Annotated in this window: 15 protein-coding genes; 4 read left to right on the top strand and 11 right to left on the bottom strand. The window is 51.3% G+C overall.

Annotated features, from left to right (window positions below; genetic code table 11):
- Positions 1–72: 72 nt before the first annotated feature.
- The 5 genes from acsC to BLQ17_RS15725 all read right to left on the bottom strand — a co-directional run bounded on the left by acsC (position 73) and on the right by BLQ17_RS15725 (position 9,548).
- A complete protein-coding gene (acsC, locus tag BLQ17_RS15745; protein WP_092224551.1) occupies positions 73–1,413 on the bottom strand; it encodes an acetyl-CoA decarbonylase/synthase complex subunit gamma in 1,341 nt (446 codons plus the stop codon).
- Between the two features lie 91 nt (positions 1,414–1,504).
- Positions 1,505–3,718 (bottom strand): acetyl-CoA decarbonylase/synthase complex subunit alpha/beta, encoded by a 2,214-nt coding sequence (gene acsB / locus BLQ17_RS15740; protein ID WP_092224549.1) that lies wholly within the window; start codon positions 3,716–3,718, stop codon positions 1,505–1,507.
- Between the two features lie 47 nt (positions 3,719–3,765).
- The gene (gene cooS / locus BLQ17_RS15735) at positions 3,766–5,790 is read right to left on the bottom strand and encodes an anaerobic carbon-monoxide dehydrogenase catalytic subunit (protein WP_092224547.1); all 2,025 of its coding nucleotides are present in this window, start codon (positions 5,788–5,790) and stop codon (positions 3,766–3,768) included.
- 84 nt (positions 5,791–5,874) lie between these two features.
- Entirely contained in the window at positions 5,875–7,431 is a 1,557-nt protein-coding gene (locus BLQ17_RS15730; RefSeq protein ID WP_092224545.1) for an acetyl-CoA decarbonylase/synthase complex subunit delta, read from the bottom strand.
- A gap of 176 nt (positions 7,432–7,607) precedes the next feature.
- Positions 7,608–9,548, bottom strand: coding sequence for an ASKHA domain-containing protein (locus tag BLQ17_RS15725; RefSeq protein WP_092224543.1), 1,941 nt, complete (start codon positions 9,546–9,548; stop codon positions 7,608–7,610).
- A 1,182-nt stretch (positions 9,549–10,730) separates the two neighbouring features.
- Between BLQ17_RS15725 and BLQ17_RS23725 the strand changes: the two genes are divergently transcribed.
- On the top strand, positions 10,731–11,084 hold the full coding sequence (locus BLQ17_RS23725) for an FAD-binding oxidoreductase (RefSeq protein WP_176761267.1): 354 nt from the start codon (positions 10,731–10,733) through the stop codon (positions 11,082–11,084).
- A 64-nt stretch (positions 11,085–11,148) separates the two neighbouring features.
- Complete coding sequence (locus BLQ17_RS15715) at positions 11,149–13,335, top strand: YcaO-like family protein (protein ID WP_092224539.1); 2,187 nt, start codon at positions 11,149–11,151, stop codon at positions 13,333–13,335.
- A 190-nt stretch (positions 13,336–13,525) separates the two neighbouring features.
- Here the strand turns inward: BLQ17_RS15715 and BLQ17_RS15710 are convergent, their stop codons facing one another.
- Positions 13,526–14,734, bottom strand: a complete 1,209-nt coding sequence (locus tag BLQ17_RS15710) for an acetate/propionate family kinase (RefSeq protein WP_092224537.1) — start codon at positions 14,732–14,734, stop codon at positions 13,526–13,528.
- A gap of 448 nt (positions 14,735–15,182) precedes the next feature.
- Between BLQ17_RS15710 and BLQ17_RS15705 the strand changes: the two genes are divergently transcribed.
- Positions 15,183–16,385 carry an MFS transporter gene (locus BLQ17_RS15705; protein WP_092224535.1) on the top strand — a complete coding sequence of 401 codons (1,203 nt, stop codon included), beginning with the start codon at positions 15,183–15,185 and terminating at the stop codon, positions 16,383–16,385.
- Positions 16,386–16,409: 24 nt separating this feature from the next.
- On the opposite strand, the gene BLQ17_RS15700 is transcribed toward BLQ17_RS15705, so the two are convergent.
- Together BLQ17_RS15700 and BLQ17_RS15695 are read right to left on the bottom strand one after the other, a co-directional pair.
- On the bottom strand, positions 16,410–17,354 hold the full coding sequence (locus tag BLQ17_RS15700; protein ID WP_092224534.1) for a radical SAM protein: 945 nt from the start codon (positions 17,352–17,354) through the stop codon (positions 16,410–16,412).
- Between the two features lie 139 nt (positions 17,355–17,493).
- A complete protein-coding gene (locus BLQ17_RS15695; RefSeq protein ID WP_092224532.1) occupies positions 17,494–18,654 on the bottom strand; it encodes a glycosyltransferase family 2 protein in 1,161 nt (386 codons plus the stop codon).
- Positions 18,655–18,923: 269 nt separating this feature from the next.
- Between BLQ17_RS15695 and BLQ17_RS15690 the strand changes: the two genes are divergently transcribed.
- The gene (locus BLQ17_RS15690) at positions 18,924–22,562 is read left to right on the top strand and encodes a DUF3683 domain-containing protein (RefSeq protein WP_092224530.1); all 3,639 of its coding nucleotides are present in this window, start codon (positions 18,924–18,926) and stop codon (positions 22,560–22,562) included.
- Positions 22,563–22,691: 129 nt separating this feature from the next.
- Here the strand turns inward: BLQ17_RS15690 and BLQ17_RS15685 are convergent, their stop codons facing one another.
- The 3 genes from BLQ17_RS15685 to BLQ17_RS15675 all read right to left on the bottom strand — a co-directional run bounded on the left by BLQ17_RS15685 (position 22,692) and on the right by BLQ17_RS15675 (position 25,444).
- Complete coding sequence (locus BLQ17_RS15685; protein ID WP_245695182.1) at positions 22,692–24,041, bottom strand: dynamin family protein; 1,350 nt, start codon at positions 24,039–24,041, stop codon at positions 22,692–22,694.
- 510 nt (positions 24,042–24,551) lie between these two features.
- The gene (locus BLQ17_RS15680; protein WP_092224526.1) at positions 24,552–25,253 is read right to left on the bottom strand and encodes an SIMPL domain-containing protein; all 702 of its coding nucleotides are present in this window, start codon (positions 25,251–25,253) and stop codon (positions 24,552–24,554) included.
- Positions 25,250–25,444 (bottom strand): hypothetical protein, encoded by a 195-nt coding sequence (locus BLQ17_RS15675; protein WP_092224524.1) that lies wholly within the window; start codon positions 25,442–25,444, stop codon positions 25,250–25,252. The genes BLQ17_RS15680 and BLQ17_RS15675 overlap by 4 nt, the downstream gene beginning before the upstream one ends.
- Positions 25,445–25,476 lie beyond the last annotated feature (32 nt).

Genomic DNA, 25,476 nt, shown 5'->3' with positions numbered 1-25,476 from the left:
CATCTTAGTGCAACAGGATATGCCGGCATCTTGTAAAAGGTGATTGCACCGGCATACCGTCTCTACCCTAATTTACCTGCTTTTAAGAAAACCGGCAATATGTGCCGCCTCTCTCGGACCCACCGTAATGGTCCAGCCCGACAGTTCTTCCTCAACGTCGCCGGCAATCGCCGCAGCATACCCGGGGATAATCAGTTCGGTATGTTTAACCTTGTCCATTATCCCGCATTTCTTGACAAACATTCCCACATCGTCCCCGCCGAACTTGCCTGCCGCCCATGCGGTAAGCACTGAAAGTCCTTCGGAATCTTTGATAAGCAGCCACGCCGGCACCTTGCTCGCTTCGATCTCGCCGGACACGATAAAGTAGGTCAGGGCGAAATTGGTGGTCACCAGCACAGGAGAATTCTCGTCGGGGTTGCCGATCTCAAAAATACCCTCGGTAACCGTCATCGGCCGCTGCGGATCGGTAAAGATATTGAGCCGTTCCAGCAGAAGCGGGAAAATAACCTCGGTGGTCAGGTCGGACATAACCACGATACCGCCATACTTGGCCACGAACATACTGGCGATAAGTCCTTCCATTTCAACATTTGAAGCCATCTCGCAGGGGAAGGCGATGGTCGGGAATCCAAGCGACCGGTTCCCGCCTTTGAGCGCTGCGCGCCTTATCGCCACCTGATCTGCAAGCGCCTGCTTGACCTCTCTTGCTCCGGAATCGATAACCAGGTCCTTTACTCCAAGCTCACCGAGTTTATCCACCAGGGCGATAACACCGTCAATGGAATCGGACTTGACCGCAAGCGGAAGTTCGTTTTCAAGGGCAATTTTTCCAAACGCATCTACGTTATCCGCCGTTGCTGCGTAAATGAGCGGCCTTTTAAAACCTGCGGCTTTCACCGCACCGCTTATGACCTCGGCGTCCTCGCTCATAAGAACCAGGTTGAACTCGGATGTTTCGGCGATAAACTTGGCCAGCGCGGCAAATGCCACTCCGTCGCCATTGACGTCTTTCAAGGCGACCAGCTCCGGGCGAAGGTTCAGGCCTACACGTTCATACTGCAGGGCATTCCACGCCTTGAGCTTGGCGTCCACGTCTGCTTCGGCACTGTCTGAAGTAATGATTCCCGCAAACATCGTAGGATTATAGAAGGTTTTTTCGTGACGGAAAAGAACGGTTTCGCCGCCTGTCTTTGCTGCTCGAACGCCTTTTCCTATTGGTACGGGACGAATAGGAGGTGCTGATGCTTCTGCGAGTTGCTCCCTCGCTTCGTCTGACACATACGGACAAGAATCAAGTTCAGCTTTACCGGATGCAAGGTTCATTGCAAAAGCAAGACATGTTGGAACCCCGCACTCCTTACAGTTTGTTTTTGGCAGGAGTTTGAAGATTTGTATTCCTGTTAACGCCATTTCTGTTGTCTCCTTATCTATATCTTTTACAGCGGAAAATGCATGGCTCCACGGGTTTCTGCTGTAAAGCCATGCGCCCGGCTATAATGTATCAGCCAATCAGGGGTTCCATGCTCAGCGCCGGATGCCCTTTTTCCTCGAGCCATGGCAAAATCTCTTCTTCAGTGACGCCAACGGTCTCGTCGGCTATCAAGTCAGCGAAATTTTCAACGCCCATTTCGGCGCCCCTGGCATTCAGTCTGTCATAGATTTCATCTTTTACAATCTTCGGCATCCATACCATTCTCAGCAGACCGCCATCACCGAGGATGAACTTCTTCTGGGTAATGTTGAACTTGGAATGGCCGACAAATCCCGGAGAGGAAGCACCACCCCCCATAACACCTGCCAGGGTGGTGAATTTCATTCCGGAAGGAGTGTCACCGGTGTAATCCCTTCCCACGGTCATGATACCGTTGCAGCTCGGCAGCATTGCCGCGATACACTCACAGCATCCGCAGGTGGTCATCGGCGCATGCACCATGGAATAGAAGTTGTAGGTATCAATGGCGCCCTTGGAGGCTCCCTTGATGAATGCATCTACGCCTTCAAAGCGGCCGAGTTTTTGATCAAGAACCTTGCCTTTCTTGATCGGCTGGTTCGGCCCGGTGGGATTGATCTCAAAAGAGGCCTTGCAGTCCATCCAGTTATAGGCACCGCAGAGTCCGGTTCTTTCAGGGCTCACCGTGCACACATGGCTTGGCGCAAAAGATTGACAGAGACTACAGGAATAGAAGGTGTCAACATCTTCGTCGGTCATGGTGTCAACGCGCTCGTCACGCTTCTTGTATTCGGCTCTTGCCGTTGCGGTTAACTTGTCGACATCGTCTTTACCGGTATAAAGCGTTACCTGAACTTTATCAACTATCTTCTGGAATTCCTGATGAAATTTAGCATGAAGAACCACGCCGATATCCTTCAGGGAGAATCCTTTTTCAACAGCTGCCTTGCTCACCCTTACCCAGGATATGTCGCGCTGACCGATATGCATGATGCCCTGGATGTAGTTTACCAAGTGGTGAATCTGGCGTTCCATTATCGGTTCGAAATCCGGCTGGAACTCACGACCGGCAATCTGGACATAGATTCCCAGGGGCAGTACGTCACCTTCCTTCATATCGGCGATATCCGGTCCGATGACGTTCACCTTGCCGTCCTCGATCTCGTTCATTTCAGCCATCTTCACCAGCTCGGTGCACTGGGTCTTGCTGCCGCCCATCTGACCGAACAGATCACCGCCGCGAACCCTCTCGCCCTCGAACGCCGGACCGAATGCGAGCGGAATATCGATTTCGGTAATATTGATTTTGAGTCCCCTGACCTCGACGGACTTCTGGCAGATCTCGTCGTGGGGTACGTTTGCCACAACGTGCTCGTAAGTACAGATGCCGGTGGGCAGAATCTCGGGAATATCGGTGTCGGCCAGAGTCGGGAAACCCCAGTTGACCGCTCCGGCGGCGGCAACCGCCCATTCCGTGCCGACATCGCCAAGTGCGTTTACAAAGGCGAAGATCCTGTTTTTATTGTACATCAACATCCTGCGATAATCGCCAGGCTGAACTCCGCCAAACGCCATGGCGGCGCGGTTGGCAAAACCAAGGGCAAAAACGGCCGAAGAGATATCGGGCCCAAACGGTACGATACGGGTATTCCATCCGACCTGCATTCCGGCCTCGAGGCACTGTTCGATAACGGTTTTGCCGTTATGGTTTGCAGCGCAGAAGATATACAGACTCTTCTTCTGGTAATCCTCGACGATCATCTTAGCCGTTTCAGCATCCGGTGCGGCACCGACTACAGCGGCAAAGCCGGGAGCGGAACCGTCGACAAACTCAACCCCGCGTTTTCTGAGGATGGTGTCATCGGCGGGCCCTACCCACAGTTTACCGGCATCGATATCCGGATCTTCCTGGGCGATGTAGAAATCAGGCTCTTTGAGAATCCGGAGCGCTTCCTTTACTTCATAGGCAAAAATACCGGCCATACCGGCATCAAGGAGCGGTCCGAGATACGGCAGATGATTTGACCCCTTTATATGCGGGGGAAGCAAGCCCCGGGCAAAGGCCATCGGCTTTTTCAAGTCTTCAAGGGTCTCGCACTTCATACCAGTAAGAGAATAGATAACTGGAAGATAATATGCGGTGTTCGGAAATCCAATTTTGGTTGACGCATCATAACTCTGCAGGGCCTTTTCAAGTTCTCCTTCAACTTGAGAAACTACTTTATAACCGCCCTGGATAGCTGCGAATGCTACTAATCGAGACATACTTAACTCCTTTCTTTGGGATTCGTAATCACAGTATTCCAGTTATATTATTCCACTCCAAGAGCCTGCCTGTCGGCCATATCCATCAGAACCCTCTCACGAGCTTTGTCGATGCCGAGTTCCGCACGTTTCTTGTCGATATGGGCAATCATCTTATGCGCATGCTTTATTGGATCGGGTTCGCAATCCCATTTCCCTCCAAAGATTTTTTCCATCTCTTTGTAGAGGTAGTTCTTGAATTCAGGCGCGCCGTCAAGCGGCATATGGTATCCGAACACAGTGTAGACACCGGAAGCAACAAAGTATTGGCCGATGGATATCGCTTTTTCACTCATCCATTCCGGTGCAGAGCCTGCCGCCGGCAAATCGCAGATGTCATTGCCCAGTCCGCCGGCTTTTACAACCTCAGTGGCCGCCAGCAGAATCCGGCTGTTGTCGACACAGGATCCCAGATGAAGAACCGGTGGGATACCGACAGTCTCACAAACCTCGGCAAGACCAGGTCCGCAATGTACCGCCGCAGACTCGGGAGTCAGCAGCCCGTGGATTCCGGCAGCGATAGCGCTGCAGCCGGTGGTCAAAACGATAACGTCGTTTTTAATAAGCTCCTTGATGAGGGTAATATGCTCCTCATTGTGTTTGGTACGGGCGTTGTTACAGCCCACGACGCCGGCTATACCGCGGATACGGCCGTTGATGATGTTGTCATTGAGGGTGTAGTAGTCGCCGCGAAAGGCTCCGCCCAGGTGATATTTGATGGACTCGACTCCAAAACCGGCGATCTGAGTCGTCTTGTGTCTTGGGATGATAACCTCCGCACCGCGATTGGCGTAGTTGTCGATAGCCATCTTGACGATGCGAACGGCGTCTTCCATCGCATGGTGTTCGTCAAACTCAATATGAATGACGTTGTCCTGCTCCATCTTGGCGATGGGGTGAGTGGTGATAAGCTTGGTATGGAAACATTTCGCCACGTTCGCCAGGTTCTGGAAGATGCACTGTACGTCGACGATCATCGCGTCACACGCGCCGGTTATAATCGCCAGCTCCTGCTGGAGAAAGGTTCCTGCCGGCGGTACACCGTGGCGCTGAAGTATTTCGTTGGCGGTACAGCAGATACCCCCGAGCTGAATACCCTTGGCGCCTTTTTCCTTGGCGTAGCTGATCAGTTCCTGGGACTGGGCTGCGGCAACGATCATCTCCGAAAGGAGCGGTTCATGACCGTGAACGATAATATTGACATGGTCTTCCTTCATGACCCCGAGGTTGGCCTCTGCCTGGAGCGGTGACGGAGTTCCGAACATCACGTCCTGAAGATCGGTACCGATCATGGAGCCACCCCAGCCGTCGGCCAGTGAAGCACGGGTTCCCTGCTTCATCAGGTTTTTATAGTCCTGGTCGACGCCCATATGGGTCCGGTGCATAATCTCGACAATTTCACGGTCGACGTTTCGCGGCATAACCCCTTCCTCGATCCACTTGTCCTGCAGCGGCTGCGGAGCACGCTTGAGATAATCGAGGGTTCCTGACGGCTTACCCCATTCGTTGACCGCTTTTTTCGCTACAGCCAGAGCGATTTCCTGGAGATCTCTGTCTTTTACCACGCCGTCTTCTTCAACGGTGGTTGCCACGCCGAAATAGGGCGCGATCTGGATCAACTTGGCGGGATCCTTTATCTTGTAATCTTTGGTCGTGCCTTTGGCAGCTTCAAGGAATGTGAGAGCAACGTTTCTTCCATGGTCGGAATGCGCTGCAGCTCCAGCGGCTATCATACGAGCGAAGTTTCTGGCACAGATGGTATTTGCAGTGGCGCCGCAAAGTCCTTTACGGGTGTCTTCGCCCTGGATTCCGTCCTTGGGCAGCGGCAGGCGGCAGGGGCCCATTGCACAATTTTTACAGCATATGCCCTGAAGTCCTATGGCACAAGGCTTCATGGTAACCGCTCTGTCGAAGACGGTTTCAATATTCAGCTGCTGCGCTCTGCGAATCATTTCCTGAGTTGACGGCTCGATAGACGCTTCCATCGGGTCTGCTAATTTAGCAGCTTTTGCTTTTGCTTTTACTTCTGCCATTTCGAGGTTCCTCCTCATTTAATTTCTGAGATAAGTTCTATCTCAAAGCTCACTTCATTTGTCGTGCGAAGAGATAAGTCGCTTCTACTTTCTCTTATGGAATCTATCGAGCATTTCGATGATCTTTTCCTGGTCCGTCTTCTGCACAGCAGCCGCCGTCACGGTCTCTTCAACTGCAGAAGCAGAAACAACCGCATCCTCGGCTGCGGCCCTTGCCTGGGCTCTCAGTCTTCTCAGGGCTTTTTCCTCTTCTTCCCTTCGCTCGGCATCAGCTTTCAGGGCATCCGCTTCAGCTTTTGCCTTGGCTTCGGCGTCAGCTTTTGCTTTTGCTTCGGCATCCGCTTTGGCTTTTGCTTCGGCCTCCGCTTTGGCTTTTTCATCCGCTTCAGCTTTTGCTTTTGCATCCGCTTCAGCCTTGACCTTTGCTTCAGCGTCAGCTTTTGCCTGAGCTTCCTGGTCTACTGCGGGTTCCGGCTTAGCCTCCGCCTTGACTTCCTCTTTTGGCGGTGCAACCTTCTCAGCTTTGGGGGCAGGCGCCGGTTTAGCAGCTTCTTTCTTGGCAGGTGCTGCTTTCTTGGCCGGTTCGGCTTTCTTTTCCTCCGCTATGGTCAGGTCGACCGGTGGAGCAAGGGCGGCGAAATCGACAGAGACCTCTTCCATTACTTTCAGGATCGGCTTGGAGTCCTGAAGAGATCCGCCGTCGGTCAGAGCGTCGATATACTCCTTGGTCATCCTGATTGCTTCGGGATGACGCATGACGAGAATATTGGACCCGCTCATCAGGTATGAAATGGCGCCAATCGCTTCCATCATTATGCCGCGCTTTTCCGGATCGCCTAACACTTCGGCTTCTTTGAGGGTCTGTTTGGCTTCCTTGCATTTCCACACTTCATTCCCAAGGTTGTTGATCATGGGGAACTGAAGCTTATCGTCGCCCTGGACCATGGCCGCCATAGAAAGACGCTCCATCACCGAATAGGTATACTCCAGTCCGTAACCGAGTCCGCCGGTAGTCGGGTCAACCAGCAGTCTGTCCATGGGCATTCCCAGGTTTTCCAGCAGGATATTGATCTGCTTGGCAAGGTTTACATCAATCGGCGATGAGGCGATAACAGCATGGCCGTAACCCATTGCCGCCGCTCCGATGCCTTTGTAGTTGGCTTCTTCGACAGGACCGAGCACCAGATTGTCTCCCTGGCATGCTTCGGCGATAATTTTCAGGACTTCTTCATCTTTGGACGGGTTGGCGCATCCCCACACGATGACCGGGACGTTTACCGCTGCCAGAACTTTCTTCACGGTCTCGGCGGCGGACTGGCCACTGGCGTCTTTATCGTTTGGATCTATTGACTTCAGCTGAACGACTATCGCGTCCGCACTGAAATCATCTACGCATTTTTTAGCCCAGGCTGCCGGATCTGCTACGACATCCTTAAAGTGGGCCATGACGGGCTCCGGCCAATCCTCCGGCTCCATGTCCCATATTTCCATGGCCACTACCGGCTTGTTGGGCATGTCACCTTCAAAGGTGTGGAAGGGATAACAGCTTTCCCCACCCACGGTTATGGCAGAATCACCTTTTCCTATGGAAATTGCTTTAATGCCGCCGCTATAGGATTCCTTATTCAATTCAAATCCCACTTTTGCCTCCTTACTGGTGAGTAATTATTCTCCTAGAGGTTATCCGTAACCGATACTTCTGGTAACCTCCCCTTTTCTATACGAATTTTACTAGTAGAAGCACAAACATCTATGCGCATAGCTGAAGCAAATTCAGTTAAATAAAGCAAATAAAGCACAAGTTATTTCTTTTATTCTTAATTCTTCCGCGCCTCCATTCTCATTTTTAGTCTAGGAAATTTTTCAATTTCGGTATGCGGCAGAAACATAGCCGCAATGTAGTTATCCATGTACGATGGCGTTTCCGACAGTTCGAAATTCGTCATCCTCTGGGTGACCGAGACCACGTCTCGGCGAATCCTGTTAGTCAGAGAACTCATCCGGGCCCCCATCAAGGAGCCGTTGCCGATGAATGTCACCTTTTCAGGATCTATCTCGGGAAGCAACCCGATAGTCATCGCTTTTTCCAGGTCTATATAACTGCCGAACCCGCCGGCCAGAATGATCCTCTCGACCATGTCCATAGCCAACCCAACCTCTTCAAGCAGCGTCATGCAGCCGCTGTAAATGGCTCCCTTGGCCCTGATCAGATTGTCCAGATCCGGCTCCGTCAGCACGATATCCCGGTTGATCTGGGTCGCATCCTTCCACACCACGACATACTCCCAGATACCATTTGTCTTTCGGATCCTCGGCGTCCCATGTTCGCGGTTGAATTTGCCGCGATTGTTGATGACACCCATCTCGAACATAACCGCTGCCATGGTTATCAGCCCTGACCCGCAGATCCCCTTGGGGCGTACATCGCCGATGGTAAAAATCATGGGCTCATAGGTGATCGGATCGATGGAAAAATCTTCAATGGCGCCCTTTGCAGCCCTCATGCCGAACTCGATCCCACCGCCTTCAAATGCTGGGCCTGCAGAACAGGCGGTACAGGCGAGCCAGTCTTTATTGCCGACCACCAGTTCGGCATTTGTTCCGATATCAAGAAACAGGGTCAACTCCTCGTCACGATACATACCCGACCCCATGATTCCAGCGACAATATCGCCACCGACAAAGCTTGACACCTGGGGGTACAGCAGCGCGATTGCATGCTCGTTGATGGACACCCCGATTTCCGCAGCCCTGAACGGCGGATAGAGAGTGGCGGTGGGGACATAGGGTGCCCGCCTGATGTTTCTCGGGTCGATGGCGAGAAACAGCTGGGTCATGGTGGTATTGCCGGAAAAGGTAATGGTTGAGATGTCTTCCCTGTCAATACTTGACTTTCTGATGATCTTTTCAATAACGCTGTTGATCGTGGCGACGACCACTTCCTGCAATTTTTCGAGACCGCCCGCTTTTTCCGCGTAAATAATGCGGGTGATAACATCTTCCCCATAACTTATCTGGCCATTGAAGTCACCAGCCTCGGCAAGGCACTGACCGGTGGTCAGATCAATCAGCTGGCCGTAGATGGTGGTGGTTCCGATGTCCATTGCTATGGCGTAATTCGACCCGGACCTGTCCCCTGGCTGCACGTTGAGAATGATGTTTTTGCCGTTTTTGCGCACCGGCCTGACCATGGTGAGGGTGAGAGTGAAATTTTCTTCTCTCATCACCGATGGCAGTTTTCGCATAACCGGCAGCGTGAGCTCCAGTTTGTGTTCGTCCGCTTCAAGCTTGAGATACTCCACCAGCCTGGTAACATCGGGCATGTTGTTCTGCGCGTCGGGGGGGGGAAGCCTGAGATAGATTTTCTCGACAGGGGGAATAAACAGCCCCTCTTCCTTCAGGTTCTCGAAGTCCATCTGCTGAATCCTGGCTGTTCTCCGCGGAGTCGCCTGCAGATTCATCACGCTTTTATCAACCGAGGACTCAACCGGGACCCTCACTACGACATCGCCCGTAACCTTCGCCCGACAGGCAAGGCGGACGCCGCTGTCCAGCTCTTCCTGCTTTATTCTTTCTGATTTGCCGTCCTGGACAAGACCCTGTTCAACATGAACCCGACATTTCCCGCAAACACCCTCTCCGCCGCAGGAAGCATTGATGTGCACGCCCGCCTGAAGCGCGGCGCGGATAAGACTTTCTCCCTCAGCAACAGTTATCTTTCTGTCATGAGGCAAAAATGTGACATTACATTCTTTCATGAAGATGTCCTAACGCCAGGACACAGATGGACCGACTGCAGCCTGACTTCACGAGCACAGGGCTCTTTTCTGGAATAAACGGGCTGTTTTTCCGCCCTGCTCGTCCCAGTGCTTTCTGTGAGTATGGGGGTACCTTGAAAACAGCCTCAATTACAGTCCATACAAATACATCTCACACAAGGTGCAAATATAGCACATATCGCAAGACTTACAACTTGTAATTAGCTATTTTCCCTTAAAAGTCGCCTAATTCAGCGATCATCTGTATCTTTTTTTTTACTTAATCACAGCATCAATTTTTTTTATGCAAAACCTCTCTCCCGCCCTGTACTGCATCGTGACATCACATCAATACATCAACACGTTAGAGAACATTGCCACCCCGGAGGGTTCCGGGTGCTCTCTGTTGCGGTTTCACCTGCAAGAATGACACAGCAAATTTATCTCTCGTTCAACCTGCGTTCTTTCTCATGAAAATTAATGAGGCATGCAGAACGAAACTTGCAGTACATCTTCAAGTCGCTGCATCTTGCGCACTCTCGGCACAGGTAAGTCTGATATTTCTGGCAGTAAAAATCGCCCGAAACCTCCCTGTGATTTTTACATTTTTCCATCGCATCCACGAAAAAAAGTTTGGTCAGATAGAAATCGCCGGTTAGTTTACAGCGATATTTCATCCCGAACAAGCTGTATTTACCCTGAGGCTACAATAACGTCAACGTAAAGTAGGAATTTATTGGTAGCACCTTTTCCATAAAATTTATACTCGCAAAATTGATCACTAACAAATCAAACAGTTACAACAAAATTAGTCCTGCGGAAGGTTTAATTTGACAGTGATCAATTTTTTCTACATATTGGTACTACCAATCACACAAAAAACCAATACTGTCGCCTCAAATATCGTTTCACCGGTCAACCACAGTGTCGCGATATCACAGATTTTACTACTCAGCGGTTATGGAGCACACAACGGACAGTGCCCGGATCAGCAGACTGCAATCAATCTTCTCCAAAAACGACGTCCTGACAGTCCCCGAAGATTTACTCGCCTACAGCTACGACGCATCGCATTTTGAAATTCAACCCGAATCCGTTTTTTTGCAAGATCCTGCGACCAGGTCGGCGAGTTGATAAAATTCACCCATGAAACCGAGACCCCGGTGCCCCAAGAGGCCAGCGATGCGGCTTGTCCGGAGGCCGAGCTCACCGCCTCGGAAATTGACCCGCCAGCCCAAACGTTCAACCTTTTCTATCCACCCGATTCCGGGAGTGTCGGTTTTTTTTACCATCGGCGGCAACGTTGCCGAAAACGGTGGCGGGCTTCGCGGATTAAAGTGCGGCGTTACCAAGGACTACGCCAGGATTATGGAAGTTGTCCTGCCCCAAGCGACATTGTCACCGTCGGTAACAAATGCATCAAAAATGTCGCCAAAATTGGTGGTGGATATTCTCACCAGCTACGGCTACGAGGAGATTATCCTAAAAAAAGCAGAAATGCAGCGGTACGCCGGGTCTGATGAACAGCGGCTATGAAGGCGCCGGGAAACTGTTGGTACATATCTTCAACCTGTTCAGGGGGAATGACCTTGATTGAGTCGTGGTCTCCGGCTCATCATGCACCATTGCCCTGAAGAAAGCGATCGGGCTTTTTATCGAAAACTTCAGGGAACTCGCCCCCCGGATCATCTCCCACGCCCACTGCCATATGATCCGCGGGCAGGCAATCAACAGGCAGCCGAAAAACCTGCTGACGATGATTCCCCGGAGTAGAACTCTGCGAGATGAAGGATCCAGACGTCTGGTGCGGCAACGGCTGAACCGGTGTGATGATGGTGCCTCCCAGGCGATTTTTCCTGTTGCGATAAAGATTGTGGTCGCTCTTGGCAACAGGCTCTGCTATGTAGAGCTGAACAGGACCAAGATGGCACAGGGTACCCAACTGGTCCGTTTAAACAACCCAACCACAAAAAAACCGGAAAAAACAATGTCAAAAACCACCATCACCGGCAAGGATGCATCGCTTGAAGAGACCATTGACAGCGCGAGCGGCCGACTACAGCGGCTGGGGATTGAAGTAACCGCTTCAAGCTGGCTCAACCCGGTAACGGACTGCTGGTCGGTGCACCTCCAAGCGGTTGATTGTCCGCAGCTCTCCACCAACGGCAAGGGAAGGTCGAGGCAGGCATGTCTTGCAAGCGGACTCGGAGAGTTTTTCGAAAGACTCGGCACCGATTTCTTTTTTGCCGACTACCACACGGGTACCTTTGCCACACCTCAGGGGAAAGAAGAAGACAACGACCCACCCTTTTACTTTCATCCGGACGAGCGCTGGTTTTATGGGGAAAATGTCGAAGACCTCAAAGTGCGAGAGTGCACCAGGCTCAGGATTCTCACCCCAGAGCTCCACTCTTTCTACAACCCGGACAACGACCTGAAACCACATCATCTTTACGACCATAATGTTGACGGCGCCACACGAGGTGTCGCCGCCCTTCCTTTTGGTGAATATGGTACCCGAAATACCGTCTTTTTCCCGGTAAACATACTCAACAACCTCTATGTCAGCAACGGCATGGCCGCCGGCAACAGCCCCAGCGAGAGCAGAAGCCAGGCGCTTTCGGAAATAATCGAGAGACATGTCAAGAACAGGGTTATCGCAGAGGGGACGGCACTGCCGGACATACCGGAAAAAACATTGCATAATTACCCACGACTTACCGCCATCATAGATGAGCTCAAGGCGGCTGACTTTCTTGTCAGAGTCAAAGACGCTTCTTTAGGGGGCAGGTTCCCGGTCGTCTGCGTCCTTCTCACGGACAGATATTCAAGCGGGGTCTTCGCCGCTTTCGGCTGCAACTGCCGTTTTGCAATCGCCGTCGAGAGAACCCTTACCGAGCTGCTGCAGGGACGACGGCTGGACCAGCTGAGAAATTTCAACACGCCCATCCATAATCAGGCGATCGTGGCATCCCCCGACAACCTTGAGAGTCATTTCATCGATTCGGACGGCCTTCTTGGCTGGAGAATGTTTTGCGACAAGCCGGACTTCACCTTTACCCCGTGGGACTTCAAAGGTTCCACGCAAGCTGAATTCGACCTTTTGACCGCCATCATCACCCGGGAGGGGTTCAACCTGTACCTGGCTGAATACAATCATTGCGGGATGCAATGCTGCCGTCTCATTGTTCCGGGCATGTCGGAGATTTACCCCGTAGACGACCTTGTCTGGAACAACCGCAACAGCGGTGCCCCCCTTCGCCCTCTTCTGCTCAGGCTGCCGCAGATGACAGAAGAAGAGCTCAACAACGTGCTGTCATTTCTTGAAACGACATCGTTTGGCGACGAACTGCTCATCAGCCACCTTATCGGCGTCGTGTTTGAAGACCTATCACCGTGGGCGACCCTTCGGGTAGGGGAACTCAAGGCCCTGGTGTACCTGGCTCTAAAGCAGACGGAAGAGGCCATGGACTGGTGCGGCTGGTGTGTCGATTTCGGCCAACTGCCCGACCATCGCACGAAAATGTATCGGCTGATTTATACGATGTTGGGCATTGCCGCCCACCAACAGTCTTATCGCGATTATATGAAGTCTCTTGGCCAGCTTTACAGCGAAGACGAGATCTTAACAGCGAAGCGAATTATTGACGGGGAGCACCTCTTTTTCGGACTCGACTTTGATGACAGCTGGCAACAGGTGTCTGCCGCCCACAAAAAACTGCTGGCCATGTATGAAAAGATCAACAGGGTTAAACGAGACCACCTGGCAGTTAGCCGCCAGCCTTGAGGTTTCACAGGTCAGACAGGCGGTGACACATCAGGACCTTGGCGACACGTCAGCGGCAAGCTCCTGATAGCAAAAAGGGTGGGTCCGGCAAGCGATGCGCCCCGCGGACAACGGGCCGCATCGCTTGCCAGTGTTGCGTTGCAGTTTTACACTGTTCCGGGTTGAATCAGCGCAACATCAGATGACGGGATTATTTCTGCAGTACCGCCTGGGTCTCCCTGGCAATGGCCAGCTCTTCGTTGGTCGGGATGCCCCAGATCTCGATCTTGCTGTCACTGGTCGACAGCAGGGTCGGCTTTTTGATACGCTGATCGTTCACCGCAAGATCCATAGAGATACCGAAACATTCAAGTCCCTCCAGCGTTTTCTCCCGCACGACCTCGTCATTTTCACCGATACCGGCAGTAAACACGATGGCGTCAACACGGCCGAGCACCGCCATATATGCCCCGACATATTTTTTATTCCTGTAGGTCTGAACCTCAAGGGCAAGCTTGGCTCTCTGATCACCGGCGGCAATTGCGTCATGAATATCGCGCATATCGTTGAGCCCGCACAACCCTTTCAAGCCGCTTTCCTTGTTGAGCAGATTATCGATCGCGTCGATATCCAAATTGCAGTTTCGCGCGAGAAACGCATGGATCGCCGGATCCACATCGCCGCTCCTGGTTCCCATTACAAGGCCTTCAAGAGGCGTGAGTCCCAGGGTGGTGTCTACGCTTTGTCCGTTTTTCACCGCAGTCATCGAACAGCCGTTGCCCAGATGGATGGTGATAAGATTGAGCTGTTCCAGCGGCTTGCCGACCAGACGGGCATACTCCCCGGCAACAAATTTATGGGAGGTCCCATGAAACCCGTACCGCCGAATTCTTTCTTTTTCATACAACGCGTACGGAATGGCGTAATGGTAGGCGTGGGGCGGAATGGTCTGGTGAAAGGCGGTATCAAAAACCGCCACCTGGGGAACATCGGCAAACAGTTCTCTTGCCACCTTTATTCCATCAATATTGGCGGGATTATGCAGGGGAGCAAGCGGAACATTCTTTTCAACAGCCGCCATAACCTCAGGCGTTATCCTGGTCGGTTGATGGAAATCCTCACCGCCATGGACGACCCTGTGACCAATAGCTCCGATATCACTTCTATCCGAGATAACCCCCGTCTTTTTATCTGTGAGAAAGTCGACGACCAGCCGCATGCCGCTGGTATGGTCCTTGATCACCTCCCGCTGCTTGACTACTGCCTCATCGGCAGTACCGGGCTTGAAGGTACATTTCACAAGCCCTTCGTCTTCACCAATTCTTTCAACGATTCCGGAAGCGAGAACGGTCTCGTCCTCCATGGCCAGAAGCTGAAACTTGATCGATGAGCTTCCAGAGTTGATAACAAGAATCTTCATTTCAGAACTACTCCTTATTGCTGTATTTTCGTAAAATAAGCAGCGGGCTTCCCGCTTATACATTCACAGTACCGCACACCCGACCCACTTCTCCGGGTCGGATCAACACCTCTTTTTCACCGGGAGACAAGAAGAAATTCCGCCCCTCTGTGACCCCGGCCCGAAAAAAAACAGTATCACCGTTTGTCAATCCACTGGACAATAAATTTGCATTATCAACAAGTTTGATCAAATTGTCTAGAAAATATAACAGAAAGAGACGAGAACTACAATCCTGCTCTTACCAGCCGGAAGAATTTGGTATGACCTTTACGGCTGTTTGCCTCTCTGGCCACTGGTGTTGATTTCTTGACAAAAGCCTCCCAAATTGGGTAGATAGATTTTTTTCAGACCACTTCCAGTCATCTCTTGTCACCAGTACCCCCAAAAACCCAAAGGAGCTGCGGCAATGCGCTACATCATACTGCTTAGTGCAGTAATCATGCAAATGTGTCTTGGGGCAACATATTCATGGAGTGTTTACGTTGCCCCCATAAAACTCCTCACCGGTCTTCAGCAGGGTCCCGTGCAAGTTCCATTCACCACTTTTTATCTCGTCTTCCCCCTTACCATGGTTTTTGCAGGAACGATTCTGCCAAGAACCGGTCCGCGTTTTCTCGCCGTCACCGGGGGGGTGCTGTTCGGCGGCGGATGGCTGCTGGCGAGTCTTGGGATAAAACATTTTGTTTTCACCACCCTCGGTATCGGTGTTATGAGCGGAATCGGTGCGGGACTGGCCTATATCGTTCCAATCGCCGTTTGCGTTCGCTGGTTTCCTGGACAAAAAGGGCTGGTAACCGGGATTGCCGTCGCCGGCTTCGGCGGAGGCGCTGCCCTGGTAAGCCAGGCCGGAGGTTTTTTTATGGAAAGTGCAGGCAGAACACCTTTTGCGACTTTTGCCCTGTTTGGACTGGTGTTTTTGTGTACCGCCGGCGCTGCCGGATCAACCATGAAATTTCCGGCGAAAACGAAACATTGCGCACCACCGCCACCTGTCAGTATATCGCAGATTTTCAGAAGTCCGCTTTTTCGCCTGCTCTATTTTGCCATGTTCACCGGCCTGGCCGCAGGTTTTGGCGTCAACGCCAACCTCAAGGAACTGTTTCCGACAGACTCTTTTGAGGCGGTCAGGATCGGAATCACCGGTGTCGCGCTGTTTGCCGTCGCCAACGCCGCCGGACGAATCCTGTGGGGTGTTTTTTTTGACAGGACAAAATCGTCCACCGCTATTGGCACAAACCTGATCCTGCAGTCGGCGGCGTTGCTGGCCTCCCCTGCCCTGCTGACAACCCCGGAAGGTTTTCTTGTGCTGGCGGTTGTTTGCGGATTCAATTACGGCGGAATACTCGTCCTCTATGTCGCCACAGCGACCCGCTGCTGGGGAAGTGAGCGGATAGGCCAGGTTTACGGATCGCTTTTTTCCAGCAACATCCCGGCTTCTCTGGCGCCTATCGTCGCGGGCCTCATATACGATTTTTCCGGCAGCTTCACCCCCTTTCTATACGGCCTGGGACTGCTGCTGCTTGCCGCCGCCTTTTTTGCCAGAAAACACGCCCTCCTTTTAGATTGCCCCGGCAAGGATGGTTTGCAGAGTTTAAATGGCCGGGGGTAGGCTGTTGCTCATATCATCACCGTATCACACCGCAGACTTCAGCCTTCTCAAGTAAAATCTCTTGTTATTATAATCGGAAACGATAATTTTGTTTTCCTGCAGCATCTCTTCTATCAATGAAAAACTACAGTCCGCTTTTTGCAGATATGCTCTCACGGCGTCCTCACGCATCGGGTGCACCGATATGATGCTGAGCAGGTCCTCCTTTACGTTTCCGGTGAACGCGAAGTCCCCCCCCTCATAACCTATCAGGTATTCTGCATCCAGAGAGGCTTCCCTGAAAATCTGGTACGCCTTGTTCAACTCTTTTTCCGTCGGCGCCTTGACCCATTTTTGTGCAGGGGGCCTTGTAGGAACGGACAGATACGCCGTTGATGGACACAGGGTTTTGATAAATTGGGCAACTTTTGCCATATCACTATTGAGATCCCTGACCAGCATTGTCTCGGTTACCAGTGTCCCCCGGTATTCTCGTGAAAACAGCCTGATCCCGTCCAGCATGGACGCAAACGCGATTTTTCTGTGGGGTCTGTCAATTTTTTTCCAGATCTTCTCATCCAGGGTATCAACCTTTACAGACACCCAATCGGCATCCCCCAGGTCTTTTCTTACTTCCGGGTCGTTGAGCAAGGTCGCATTGGTAATCACCGCGATCCTGAATCCCAGAGGTTTCATTAACTCAATCAATGTACCGAGGTTTTGATCCAATGTCGGTTCCCCATCGGAGACCAGTGTCAGATAATCGGCGGATTGGTTATTGATCGCAACACTTGCTATCTTCTTTTTCACCTCTGAAAGCAGGTCGTAAGGATCATAGAACTGCTCTCTTTCAGCCGTCATTTTCAACGACGCGCCTAACTGACAGTAGACACATGAGTAACTGCAAATTTTAGGAGGAATATTATTAACTCCGATACTCCTGCCAAGGCGCCTGGAAGGAACAGGACCGAATACTCTGATGCTATTCATACTGTTATCACCTCCCCTCCTGTTTTTTTATTGCCGTTACCGCAACCGCCAAAATCCTGCGCCGTCATGCCTTATTATCGGGCCGATCCAGAGAAAAATCCAGTTTTTACAGATTATTTTCCGCTTCCGGCCGAACATATCAGAACAGCAATGGTTCCGACTCTTTCAAGAGATGCAGCGGGTAGTGTCTGGTGCGCCAGACTATCCCTTTTGCGCGCAGGGTCACAATCATCGACCCGGCTACGATATAAAAAGAGATAAAGGGAGTGACCAGCGCCCCTGCCAGATACCAGCGGGGCAGAAGCTGCATCCGTAACGCTTTGTAAAATATCACCAGCCTTGTCCCGGTTATTATACTGCACACAAACAGCAGTTCAGAGTTTTCTGCTGTCACCAGGAGTACCGGCACCAATGCGATACATCCGATCAACATCAACACCAGAGCGGTCAGCCAGACCCGGTAATGGGCGAGTGCAAAGACGTTTTTTTCAAGCCCCCGACACATCTCACGCACCGAACGATACCAGGGAACCAGAACAAAATGGTCGCCGATGAGGCAGTCCTGTCGATACCCTGCCCGCTTTACAATTTTCCCGAGCATCACATCGTCGATCGGGTGCATCCTTATCCTTTTATGTCCACCAATCTCACGGTAGACGCAACCACGAATCATATTGAAGGCTCCTACCCCCATAAACGCGGAGCTGTCTCTTCTGGACACGCTCCACGGCCTGAAGAGAAGAAAAAGCCCTATGGTCATCTCAACTATCATACTGTTGAGCAACCACCCTTTTGAGATATTTTTAAACGTAAGGCACAGATGATCGAGTTTTTTCTTTTCCATATAGCTGACAGCCCTGGTTACAGCCGTCGGTTCCAGCTGCACATCGCCGTCGGTAAAAAGAAGAACGGTTCCGCTTGCCCTTTTCGCCCCCGTCCACAAAGCGTGCGACTTGCCAATCCACTTGTCCGGCAGGTCATGTATGGTAACCGTTGAAAATCCTGGTCGTGTCGCCTGCATCCGCGCAAGAATCTCGGCGGTACGATCCTCGGAGCGATCGTTGACCACAATTATTTCGAGGTTTTCATAATCCTGATCCAGCAACGAACGCAGCCCTTGTTCAACGTTTTCTTCCTCATTGCAGACAGGCACCACCACGGAGACCTTGGGACCAGATGCACTGTCCCGGCATCCATGGTCACCAAGACGCCTCATGTTGGTACTGCCGGACCAGAGAAACAGACCGCACGAGAAAGCGGCTAAAGCAACCGAAAACAGCGACAACTCCGAACCATTCACGATATCACCCCCTGAGACAACAAAACGCTCGCAATTCTTTACTGAGGTAGTAGAATGTCTTTCTTTGCTCAAAAAATGGTGTTAAAGTCAGTGCGCCTCATTCAACAAGGAGCACTCTCTAAGAACCGGGAGTTCATTCACCCGTCCGCCCCTGGATGTAGTCCAGCAGCAACCACCAACAGTCAGCAATGGGCAGAACACAGGCTCAGGGAACAACAAGTAACAGAAATCAGCCATTTTTTAAATTCCTCAGTTGGTAATATTAAGTCATGAAAGCAAAAAGTTACCGGGAGATACCGTACAATTTCACTTCTGCAGATGATAAACTCATCGTCAACATGCTCTTCGGCCCAGAAGTGTGGGAAGACCTCGAAGAGCTCAGAAGTCAAAGAATTACAGGGAGATCCGCGCGCCTGGTAATGCGCTTCATGGGCGACCTTTTTATCCTCAAGAGAAACCCGTTCCTGTTTCAGGAATTGCTGAATTCACCTTCACGGCGCAATCAGTTTTTCAAGACGGCAAAGGAAGATCTCGATATCATCGAAAAGGCGGCAAAGATAAGCAGAGTGGGCATGGAACGCAGCAACAAAGTTGTCCGGCTGATTGATATATGCAGGGACCGGCTCGAACTGTTGCGCAACATCATCGCCAGGGTTCCGGCAAAACGCCACACAATGATGAGGAAATTCGGCCCTATCATCGGCAAGGAGAATGTCAATTTCGATCCCTTCAGCCTGATCAGCCACGCGACCGACGCAACCGACTGGAGACTTTTCCTCCCCCTTGCCGTGCTGCGCCCCTCGTCCGAAGAACAGGTGCCGCCACTGATGCGGGCTGTTGCCGACCTGGGGTTAAAAATCATCCCCAGGGGAGGAGGGACAGGACTTACCGGCGGAGCCGTGCCAGTGGAAAACGACTGCGTCATCATCAACACCGAAAAACTGACCAAGATTCATGACATCCGCTACGAAGAGTTTTCCCACCTGAACGGCGGGGAAAAAGTTCCAACATTAAAACTGGAAGCCGGGGTCGTCACCTCCGATGCGATGCGCCATGCAACCAGCCACGGGCTGATATTTGCGACCGACCCGACAAGCGCCTGGGCGTCCACCATCGGCGGCAATATTGCCGAAAACTCCGGCGGTAAGACAGCCGTTCTCTGGGGAACGGCCATCGACAACATACTTTCCTACAACATCGCCATGCCCGGGCACGATCTCCTCACCGTGCGGCGTATAAACCACCCGATGCGCAAAATCCTCCCGGAGGACAACGTCAACTTTCAGGTCGTCGACTCATCCGGCCGGGTGCTCAGGAATATCAATCTCTCCGGTACCGAGATACGCAAAAAGGGTTTGTGGAAAGACATAACCAACAAAGCCCTGAACGGCTTGCCGGGCTTTCAGAAAGAGGGAACCGACGGCGTTATAACCTCCGGGGAGTTCGTCCTCTACCGTGAATATGAGAAAAAGATGACCTTCTGTCTCGAATTCTACGGTGAAGATATGGATGAAGCCAGCCGGGTGATAGTTGAAATCTCCGAAGAATTTTCCAACGGCCAAGAAGAAGCGCTGATGGCTCTTGAGCACTTCGATGAAGAGTACATAAAGGCCATCAAGTATAAATTCAAGGCAGCCAGGAGCGAGCGTCCGAAGGCGGTACTTCTCATCGATATGGTCGCCCATAACAGCGACCAGATCCAAAGGGGCAAGTCACGACTGGAAAAACTGCTTGAACATTACCGGAACACTGAACTTTTCAGCGCTCAGGACGCTGACGAAGCAGAGCGGTTCTGGAGAGACCGAAAACGCCTCGGGGCCATTGCCGCGCGAACCAACGCCTTCAAGCTCAATGAAGATATCGTGCTCCCTCTGCATGCGCTGGCAGAGTTTACCCGGTTCATCGACCAGTACAATATTGAAGAGGATATTTACAACAAAGAGCAGTTTATCCATCAGATCCAACAATATCTTGAAACCGCCGAACCCATTGAAGATCCAGACTGGCTCGAGGCAAAAATCCCCAAAGCAGAAGAGCTGTGCCAGAACACCCTCCAAGCGCTGACCCTCAGAACCACAGAATCTGTTCGCCACGAGGTGCACATCAAGAAACTGATGAGCGACCTCCTGGAACTTTTCAGCGGCTACAAGAAGGTAAGCAGCGATATTGAACAGATCTTTACCGAGGTGAGATCAAAAAGAATCATCATTGCCACCCACATGCACGCGGGTGACGGCAACAACCATGTCAATATTCCGGTATTTTCCAACGACAGGGAAATGATGAAACGTGCCGAAAAGACTGCCGAGGACGTCATGGCCAAGGCGGTGGAGCTTGGCGGCGCAGTCAGCGGAGAACACGGCATCGGTATAACCAAGATGAAGTTTCTCGACGATCAGAAACTCCAGGCTCTCTCCGATTACAGAAAAGAAGTCGATCCAGGGGCAATAATGAATCCGGGAATGTTGAAAGATCCACGGATAATCGACAAGGTTTTCACGCCATCCTTCAATCTTCTTGAGCTTGAAGCCAAGATTCTCCAGTATGGTTCCCTGGCTGAACTCTCATCAAAAATTTCAAAATGTATCAGGTGCGGCAAGTGCATGCCGGCCTGCTGTGTCTATCATCCCGGAAGCAATATCTTTTTCCATCCGAGAAACAAGAACATGGTGATCGGCTCGCTGATCGAGGCCCTGCTCTACGACATGCAGCGCTGTCACCTGCCCCGATTCGAGCAGCTTAAGAACCTTGAGGAAATCGCCGACCACTGCACCATGTGCGGCAAGTGTCTGGCTCCCTGTCCGGTGGACATAGACACCGCAGAGGTATCTATCCTCGAAAGAGACATGCTGAGCGCCCTCGGCTATAAGAACAGCGCGCCGGCGACAAAACTAACCCTGAGCTACCTCAACAGCAGAAATATCAGCTTCAACTCGATTTTTCGGCAATCGGTAATCAAATGGGGGGGCTCGCTGCAAAGAACCGGCACCAAGCTGTACAGCAAGCTTCCGGAACGGGCAAAGGCGAAGGAGTCGAAACTTACGGGAATGCTGAAATCGCCCATGAGTAAACCGGCTTCCGAACCGCTGGCGGCTTTTCTCCCTCCCTATGAGGAAAACGAAGCCTTGATGATTATGCCTGAAGGAACGATCGACAAGACTGTATTCTATTTTCCCGGTTGTGGGTCTGAACGCCTCTATACCGATGTCGCGTTGGCGTCTATCTTCCTTTTGGCCAAAAACAATATCAGGACAATCCTGCCACCGTCCTATCTCTGCTGCGGTTTTCCGGCCAAGGTTAACGCAAAGAAGAAAATGGCTGCGGACATCAGCTTAAGGGATACCATCATTCTCTCACAGATACGGGACATGCTCGGCTATATCGTCTTCGACGGCCTCCTGGTAAGCTGCGGGACCTGCCGGGAATCGCTTTTGGATATCGGCGGCGACGAAATATTTGATTGTAAAATTGAGGATATTTCCGCCTTTGTCCTTGAAAACACCAACTGGCAGTACCAGGACAAAGCCGATCAGAGAATTCTCTACCACGCTCCATGTCACGATTCTTTCGACGGCAACGGTTCCGTGTTGCTGAAACGGTTTTATCACAACGTCGAAGTGGTCCCCAACTGTTGTTCCGAGGCCGGCACCATGGCGATCTCGCGTCCTGATATCTCCCACGCCATGAGAAACCGAAAGCGTGAATCGATCAGCAACGCCAAGGGGGAAAACGAAAAACTGGTGATAGCCACCAACTGCCCCTCCTGCCTGTCCGGATTGGGACGAAATCCCGATATGCACGTGGAACCGAAACATATGACGGTTCTGCTGGCGGAATCGATAAGTGGAAAGAACTGGAAGAAAGAGGTGGCGGAAATGGTCAAGAAATCGGAAAAAGTCACATTCTAATCAACCCTGAATAGGCTGGCCGCCCCGGATATGAAAAGTTCTCCCGGAGCTTTTAAACAAGACGGCCCGGAAAACGAGTAGGTTCGTTTGCCGGGCCGTCTGTTCTGTCGTCTATGAGAGACCAGCTGATCAGGTCACAATTTTTTCATAGTAGCGTTTCAGATCATTCTGCAGAAAGTTCTGTATTTTATTGTAACTTCTGCCATATCCAGTCCATAAGTCCTTAACCTTCATCCCCTTGATATTCTCAATAATCTTAACTTCCATCTTCGCCCACAGATTCTTGCGGTAGTCGCTGTCCAACTTCACCAGCGAACGACAGTTGGCCAGTGTTTTTTTCTGGAGCTGCTTAAAGGCTATCCTGCTGAAGCCCAAGGCCCCGACCACGAGGGTGGCAACGCAGAGCACAAGAGGAATAACCAGGTTGACAAGACCAAACTGGCTGGTTCTGATGGATGCTATCAGGGTGCTTTCGGGAAAACCGAGAATCGAATTTAGCACCAGATCGCCGAAGAAGAAGAGTACCAGGGCGATGGCCACCGTGATATTGGTAAATTTTCTAAATACCTTGCCGGCCTTTTTCAAAAACTCATTGACAGTTTCCGCAACCAGCTCGACCTCGTTGACCTGCCTGTCGATATCCTCCAGGATATGGTTGATGCGAAACCCGGAGGCCTGGGTTATTTTGGCTATCAACTCATCCCTCTCCTGGGGCCATCCCTCGGCGACGGAGTCGGGATTGACAGCTGAAGGAGAATAGGTCAGGTAGACATGGGGAATATCTTTTCTCCCGGTCATCTGCGACATGTTCCAGCAAAGCGTACCGTAAGATCTGGTGAAATCGCTGAGGTTGTCGCATTCGTCGATCCTGCTCATGACAAACACGATACGGTGTTCTCCTGATTTTTCAGGAAGGGTGTTGCGGATCACCTCATAGGATTCCTTAATGGTACCGGCCTTATGCGGATCAAACATCAGCACGATCAGATCGGACAGCTTGGCTAATTCGCCGAGAACTTCAAGATAATTGTAACCGCGATCTTTCTCGCTGGTCGCGTCGAGCATTCCCGGGCTGTCGATAATCGCCATATTTTCGAGCAGCGGACTGTTGATCTGCTTCATGCAGATATGGGAAATAAGTTTTTCACCATACGATTTAAAATGTCCAAACGGCAGATTCTCGTCGTTTACCAGGGTGGAGCCGGGAATCTCTACATAATCGGAACCGCCGCCGGCGGTGATGACGGTAAAGGAATCGTCGGTCGGGGCCTGACCGACCCTCTGGATCTGCTGCCCGACCAGTTCATTGATAAGCGTGGATTTACCGGAACTGTAATTGCCTATGATCAACACCAGCGGCTTCCATTTCAGGCTCGCATCGATCCCGGCAAAATCCATATTATATTTGGCAAACAGCGGCTCAAGTTTTTTCTTTACCTTCGTCTGTAATTGCTTCTGCAGTTCTTTTTCATTCATCATGTAACCCAGTTTTAAATTTATCGAACAATGACATCATCAGAAAAATCGGCTCGTATTACCTAAACTATAAAAACACCCGGCAATAACTGATGCACAGTCTTACCGGGCTATCTTTCTACCAGGCAGGTTATTGCTTCAGCAGTACCACAGAAGCTCCATGGTGTGAGTAAAAAAACGTATTTTTCAAGAGGCTGTCTGATGTAAACAGGTGTCAAACATCAATCTTTTATCCTCCCGGCCCTGCACAATCGCACTATCTTACCCTGAACAACATGGCCAGGCAATTGCAAACAGAGATCTTTTTAAAAAGAAAGCCGGCAGGGGCACAGCAGCTGGTAGCGCCAAAGCGCGCCCTCCCCTCCGTTACCTGTCATATAACCTATTGAAAACAGATATTCTTACCTCCTGCAGTCAGTCATTGCACCGTAGTGAAGAGACCGAACGAAACCAGTCACCACCCATTTATTTTATTCTTCTGCCATCTTTTCTGACGGTTGTACTTACTTTTTTTCATGAATTACTCATTCTGAATACAGCCGCAATCCGAGCCTCGATCTCTATTGTTCCGGGAGATACAGGAGGCGTGCCACCACCATTGCGATAGGATTCCGCCATCGCATTGCCCATCGCTTTTACCTGTATGCCATTTGGAACCTCTTCGATGACAAGCGGTTCCTCCAGTTGTCCGCCAACCGCCTGGACAAGTTTTTCAGCCTTCTGCCTGGCGTCAAGCAGTGCCTCTATCCTGAGTTCATCGACGATCTCCTTGTGGTTGGACACCGCGAAATCGACTCGCTCGATGGTCAGATTCGTCAATTCCGCCAGCCGCAGCCAGTAGGCCAGGTAATCCTCTATCCGGTTCTGGGTAAAAGTGACGGTGGTAAGCGCCAGATATCCTTCCCGCACCCTAGTGTTGTTGCGAAATATCATGTTTTCACGCAATTGCATCCCCGTAGTCAGCACGTCCTCACTTTTTTGGCCAAGTTCTTCCAGCGCTTTAAGGGTTGCCCCGACCTCTTCGGCGTGTTTTTGCGAGACAACGGGGACACTGTTGTCAACGCTTTTTATCGTCAATCTCCAGCGCAGTTCGTCGGGGACTGCCTTGCGCACCGCAGTCCCATTAACCTTGATGGAAGGAACGTCCTGCTTTGCCTGAAGTAATACCGGGCAAAGAAGAACCAATATTATTGCGATCAATTGCTTTTTCATCATCTTTTCTCCTCTTTTTTTAAATCGGCTGACAACCCTGCCTTATCAGTGTTGGCAAAAAAAACAAACGGCAGGGCAAAGGGACCGAACACCACTCCCATCACCAGCCAGAAAACCTTGTTGGCACCCCTTGCTCCTCCAATCAGATAGAGCACAATACCGAAAAATGCACCGATTACCGTCTCTTCAAACATGTTTTTCGCCCTGTCGCAGATTTTTGCCGCAA

Source organism: Desulforhopalus singaporensis (assembly GCF_900104445.1).
Classification (GTDB): Bacteria; Desulfobacterota; Desulfobulbia; order Desulfobulbales; family Desulfocapsaceae; genus Desulforhopalus_A; species Desulforhopalus_A singaporensis.
This window is presented reverse-complemented; position numbering and strand designations above follow the sequence as displayed.

What these genes read in the sequence shown, in the direction of transcription:
- acsC (WP_092224551.1), bottom strand. Translation starts at nt 1,413, where the DNA reads ATGGCGTTAACAGGAATACAAATCTTCAAACTCCTGCCAAAAACAAAC.
- acsB (WP_092224549.1), bottom strand. Translation starts at nt 3,718, where the DNA reads ATGTCTCGATTAGTAGCATTCGCAGCTATCCAGGGCGGTTATAAAGTA.
- cooS (WP_092224547.1), bottom strand. Translation starts at nt 5,790, where the DNA reads ATGGCAGAAGTAAAAGCAAAAGCAAAAGCTGCTAAATTAGCAGACCCG.
- BLQ17_RS15725 (WP_092224543.1), bottom strand. Translation starts at nt 9,548, where the DNA reads ATGAAAGAATGTAATGTCACATTTTTGCCTCATGACAGAAAGATAACT.
- BLQ17_RS23725 (WP_176761267.1), top strand. Translation starts at nt 10,731, where the DNA reads ATGCGGCTTGTCCGGAGGCCGAGCTCACCGCCTCGGAAATTGACCCGC.
- BLQ17_RS15710 (WP_092224537.1), bottom strand. Translation starts at nt 14,734, where the DNA reads ATGAAGATTCTTGTTATCAACTCTGGAAGCTCATCGATCAAGTTTCAG.
- BLQ17_RS15705 (WP_092224535.1), top strand. Translation starts at nt 15,183, where the DNA reads ATGCGCTACATCATACTGCTTAGTGCAGTAATCATGCAAATGTGTCTT.
- BLQ17_RS15700 (WP_092224534.1), bottom strand. Translation starts at nt 17,354, where the DNA reads ATGAATAGCATCAGAGTATTCGGTCCTGTTCCTTCCAGGCGCCTTGGC.
- BLQ17_RS15690 (WP_092224530.1), top strand. Translation starts at nt 18,924, where the DNA reads ATGAAAGCAAAAAGTTACCGGGAGATACCGTACAATTTCACTTCTGCA.
- BLQ17_RS15685 (WP_245695182.1), bottom strand. Translation starts at nt 24,041, where the DNA reads ATGATGAATGAAAAAGAACTGCAGAAGCAATTACAGACGAAGGTAAAG.
- BLQ17_RS15680 (WP_092224526.1), bottom strand. Translation starts at nt 25,253, where the DNA reads ATGATGAAAAAGCAATTGATCGCAATAATATTGGTTCTTCTTTGCCCG.
- BLQ17_RS15675 (WP_092224524.1), bottom strand. Translation starts at nt 25,444, where the DNA reads ATGTTTGAAGAGACGGTAATCGGTGCATTTTTCGGTATTGTGCTCTAT.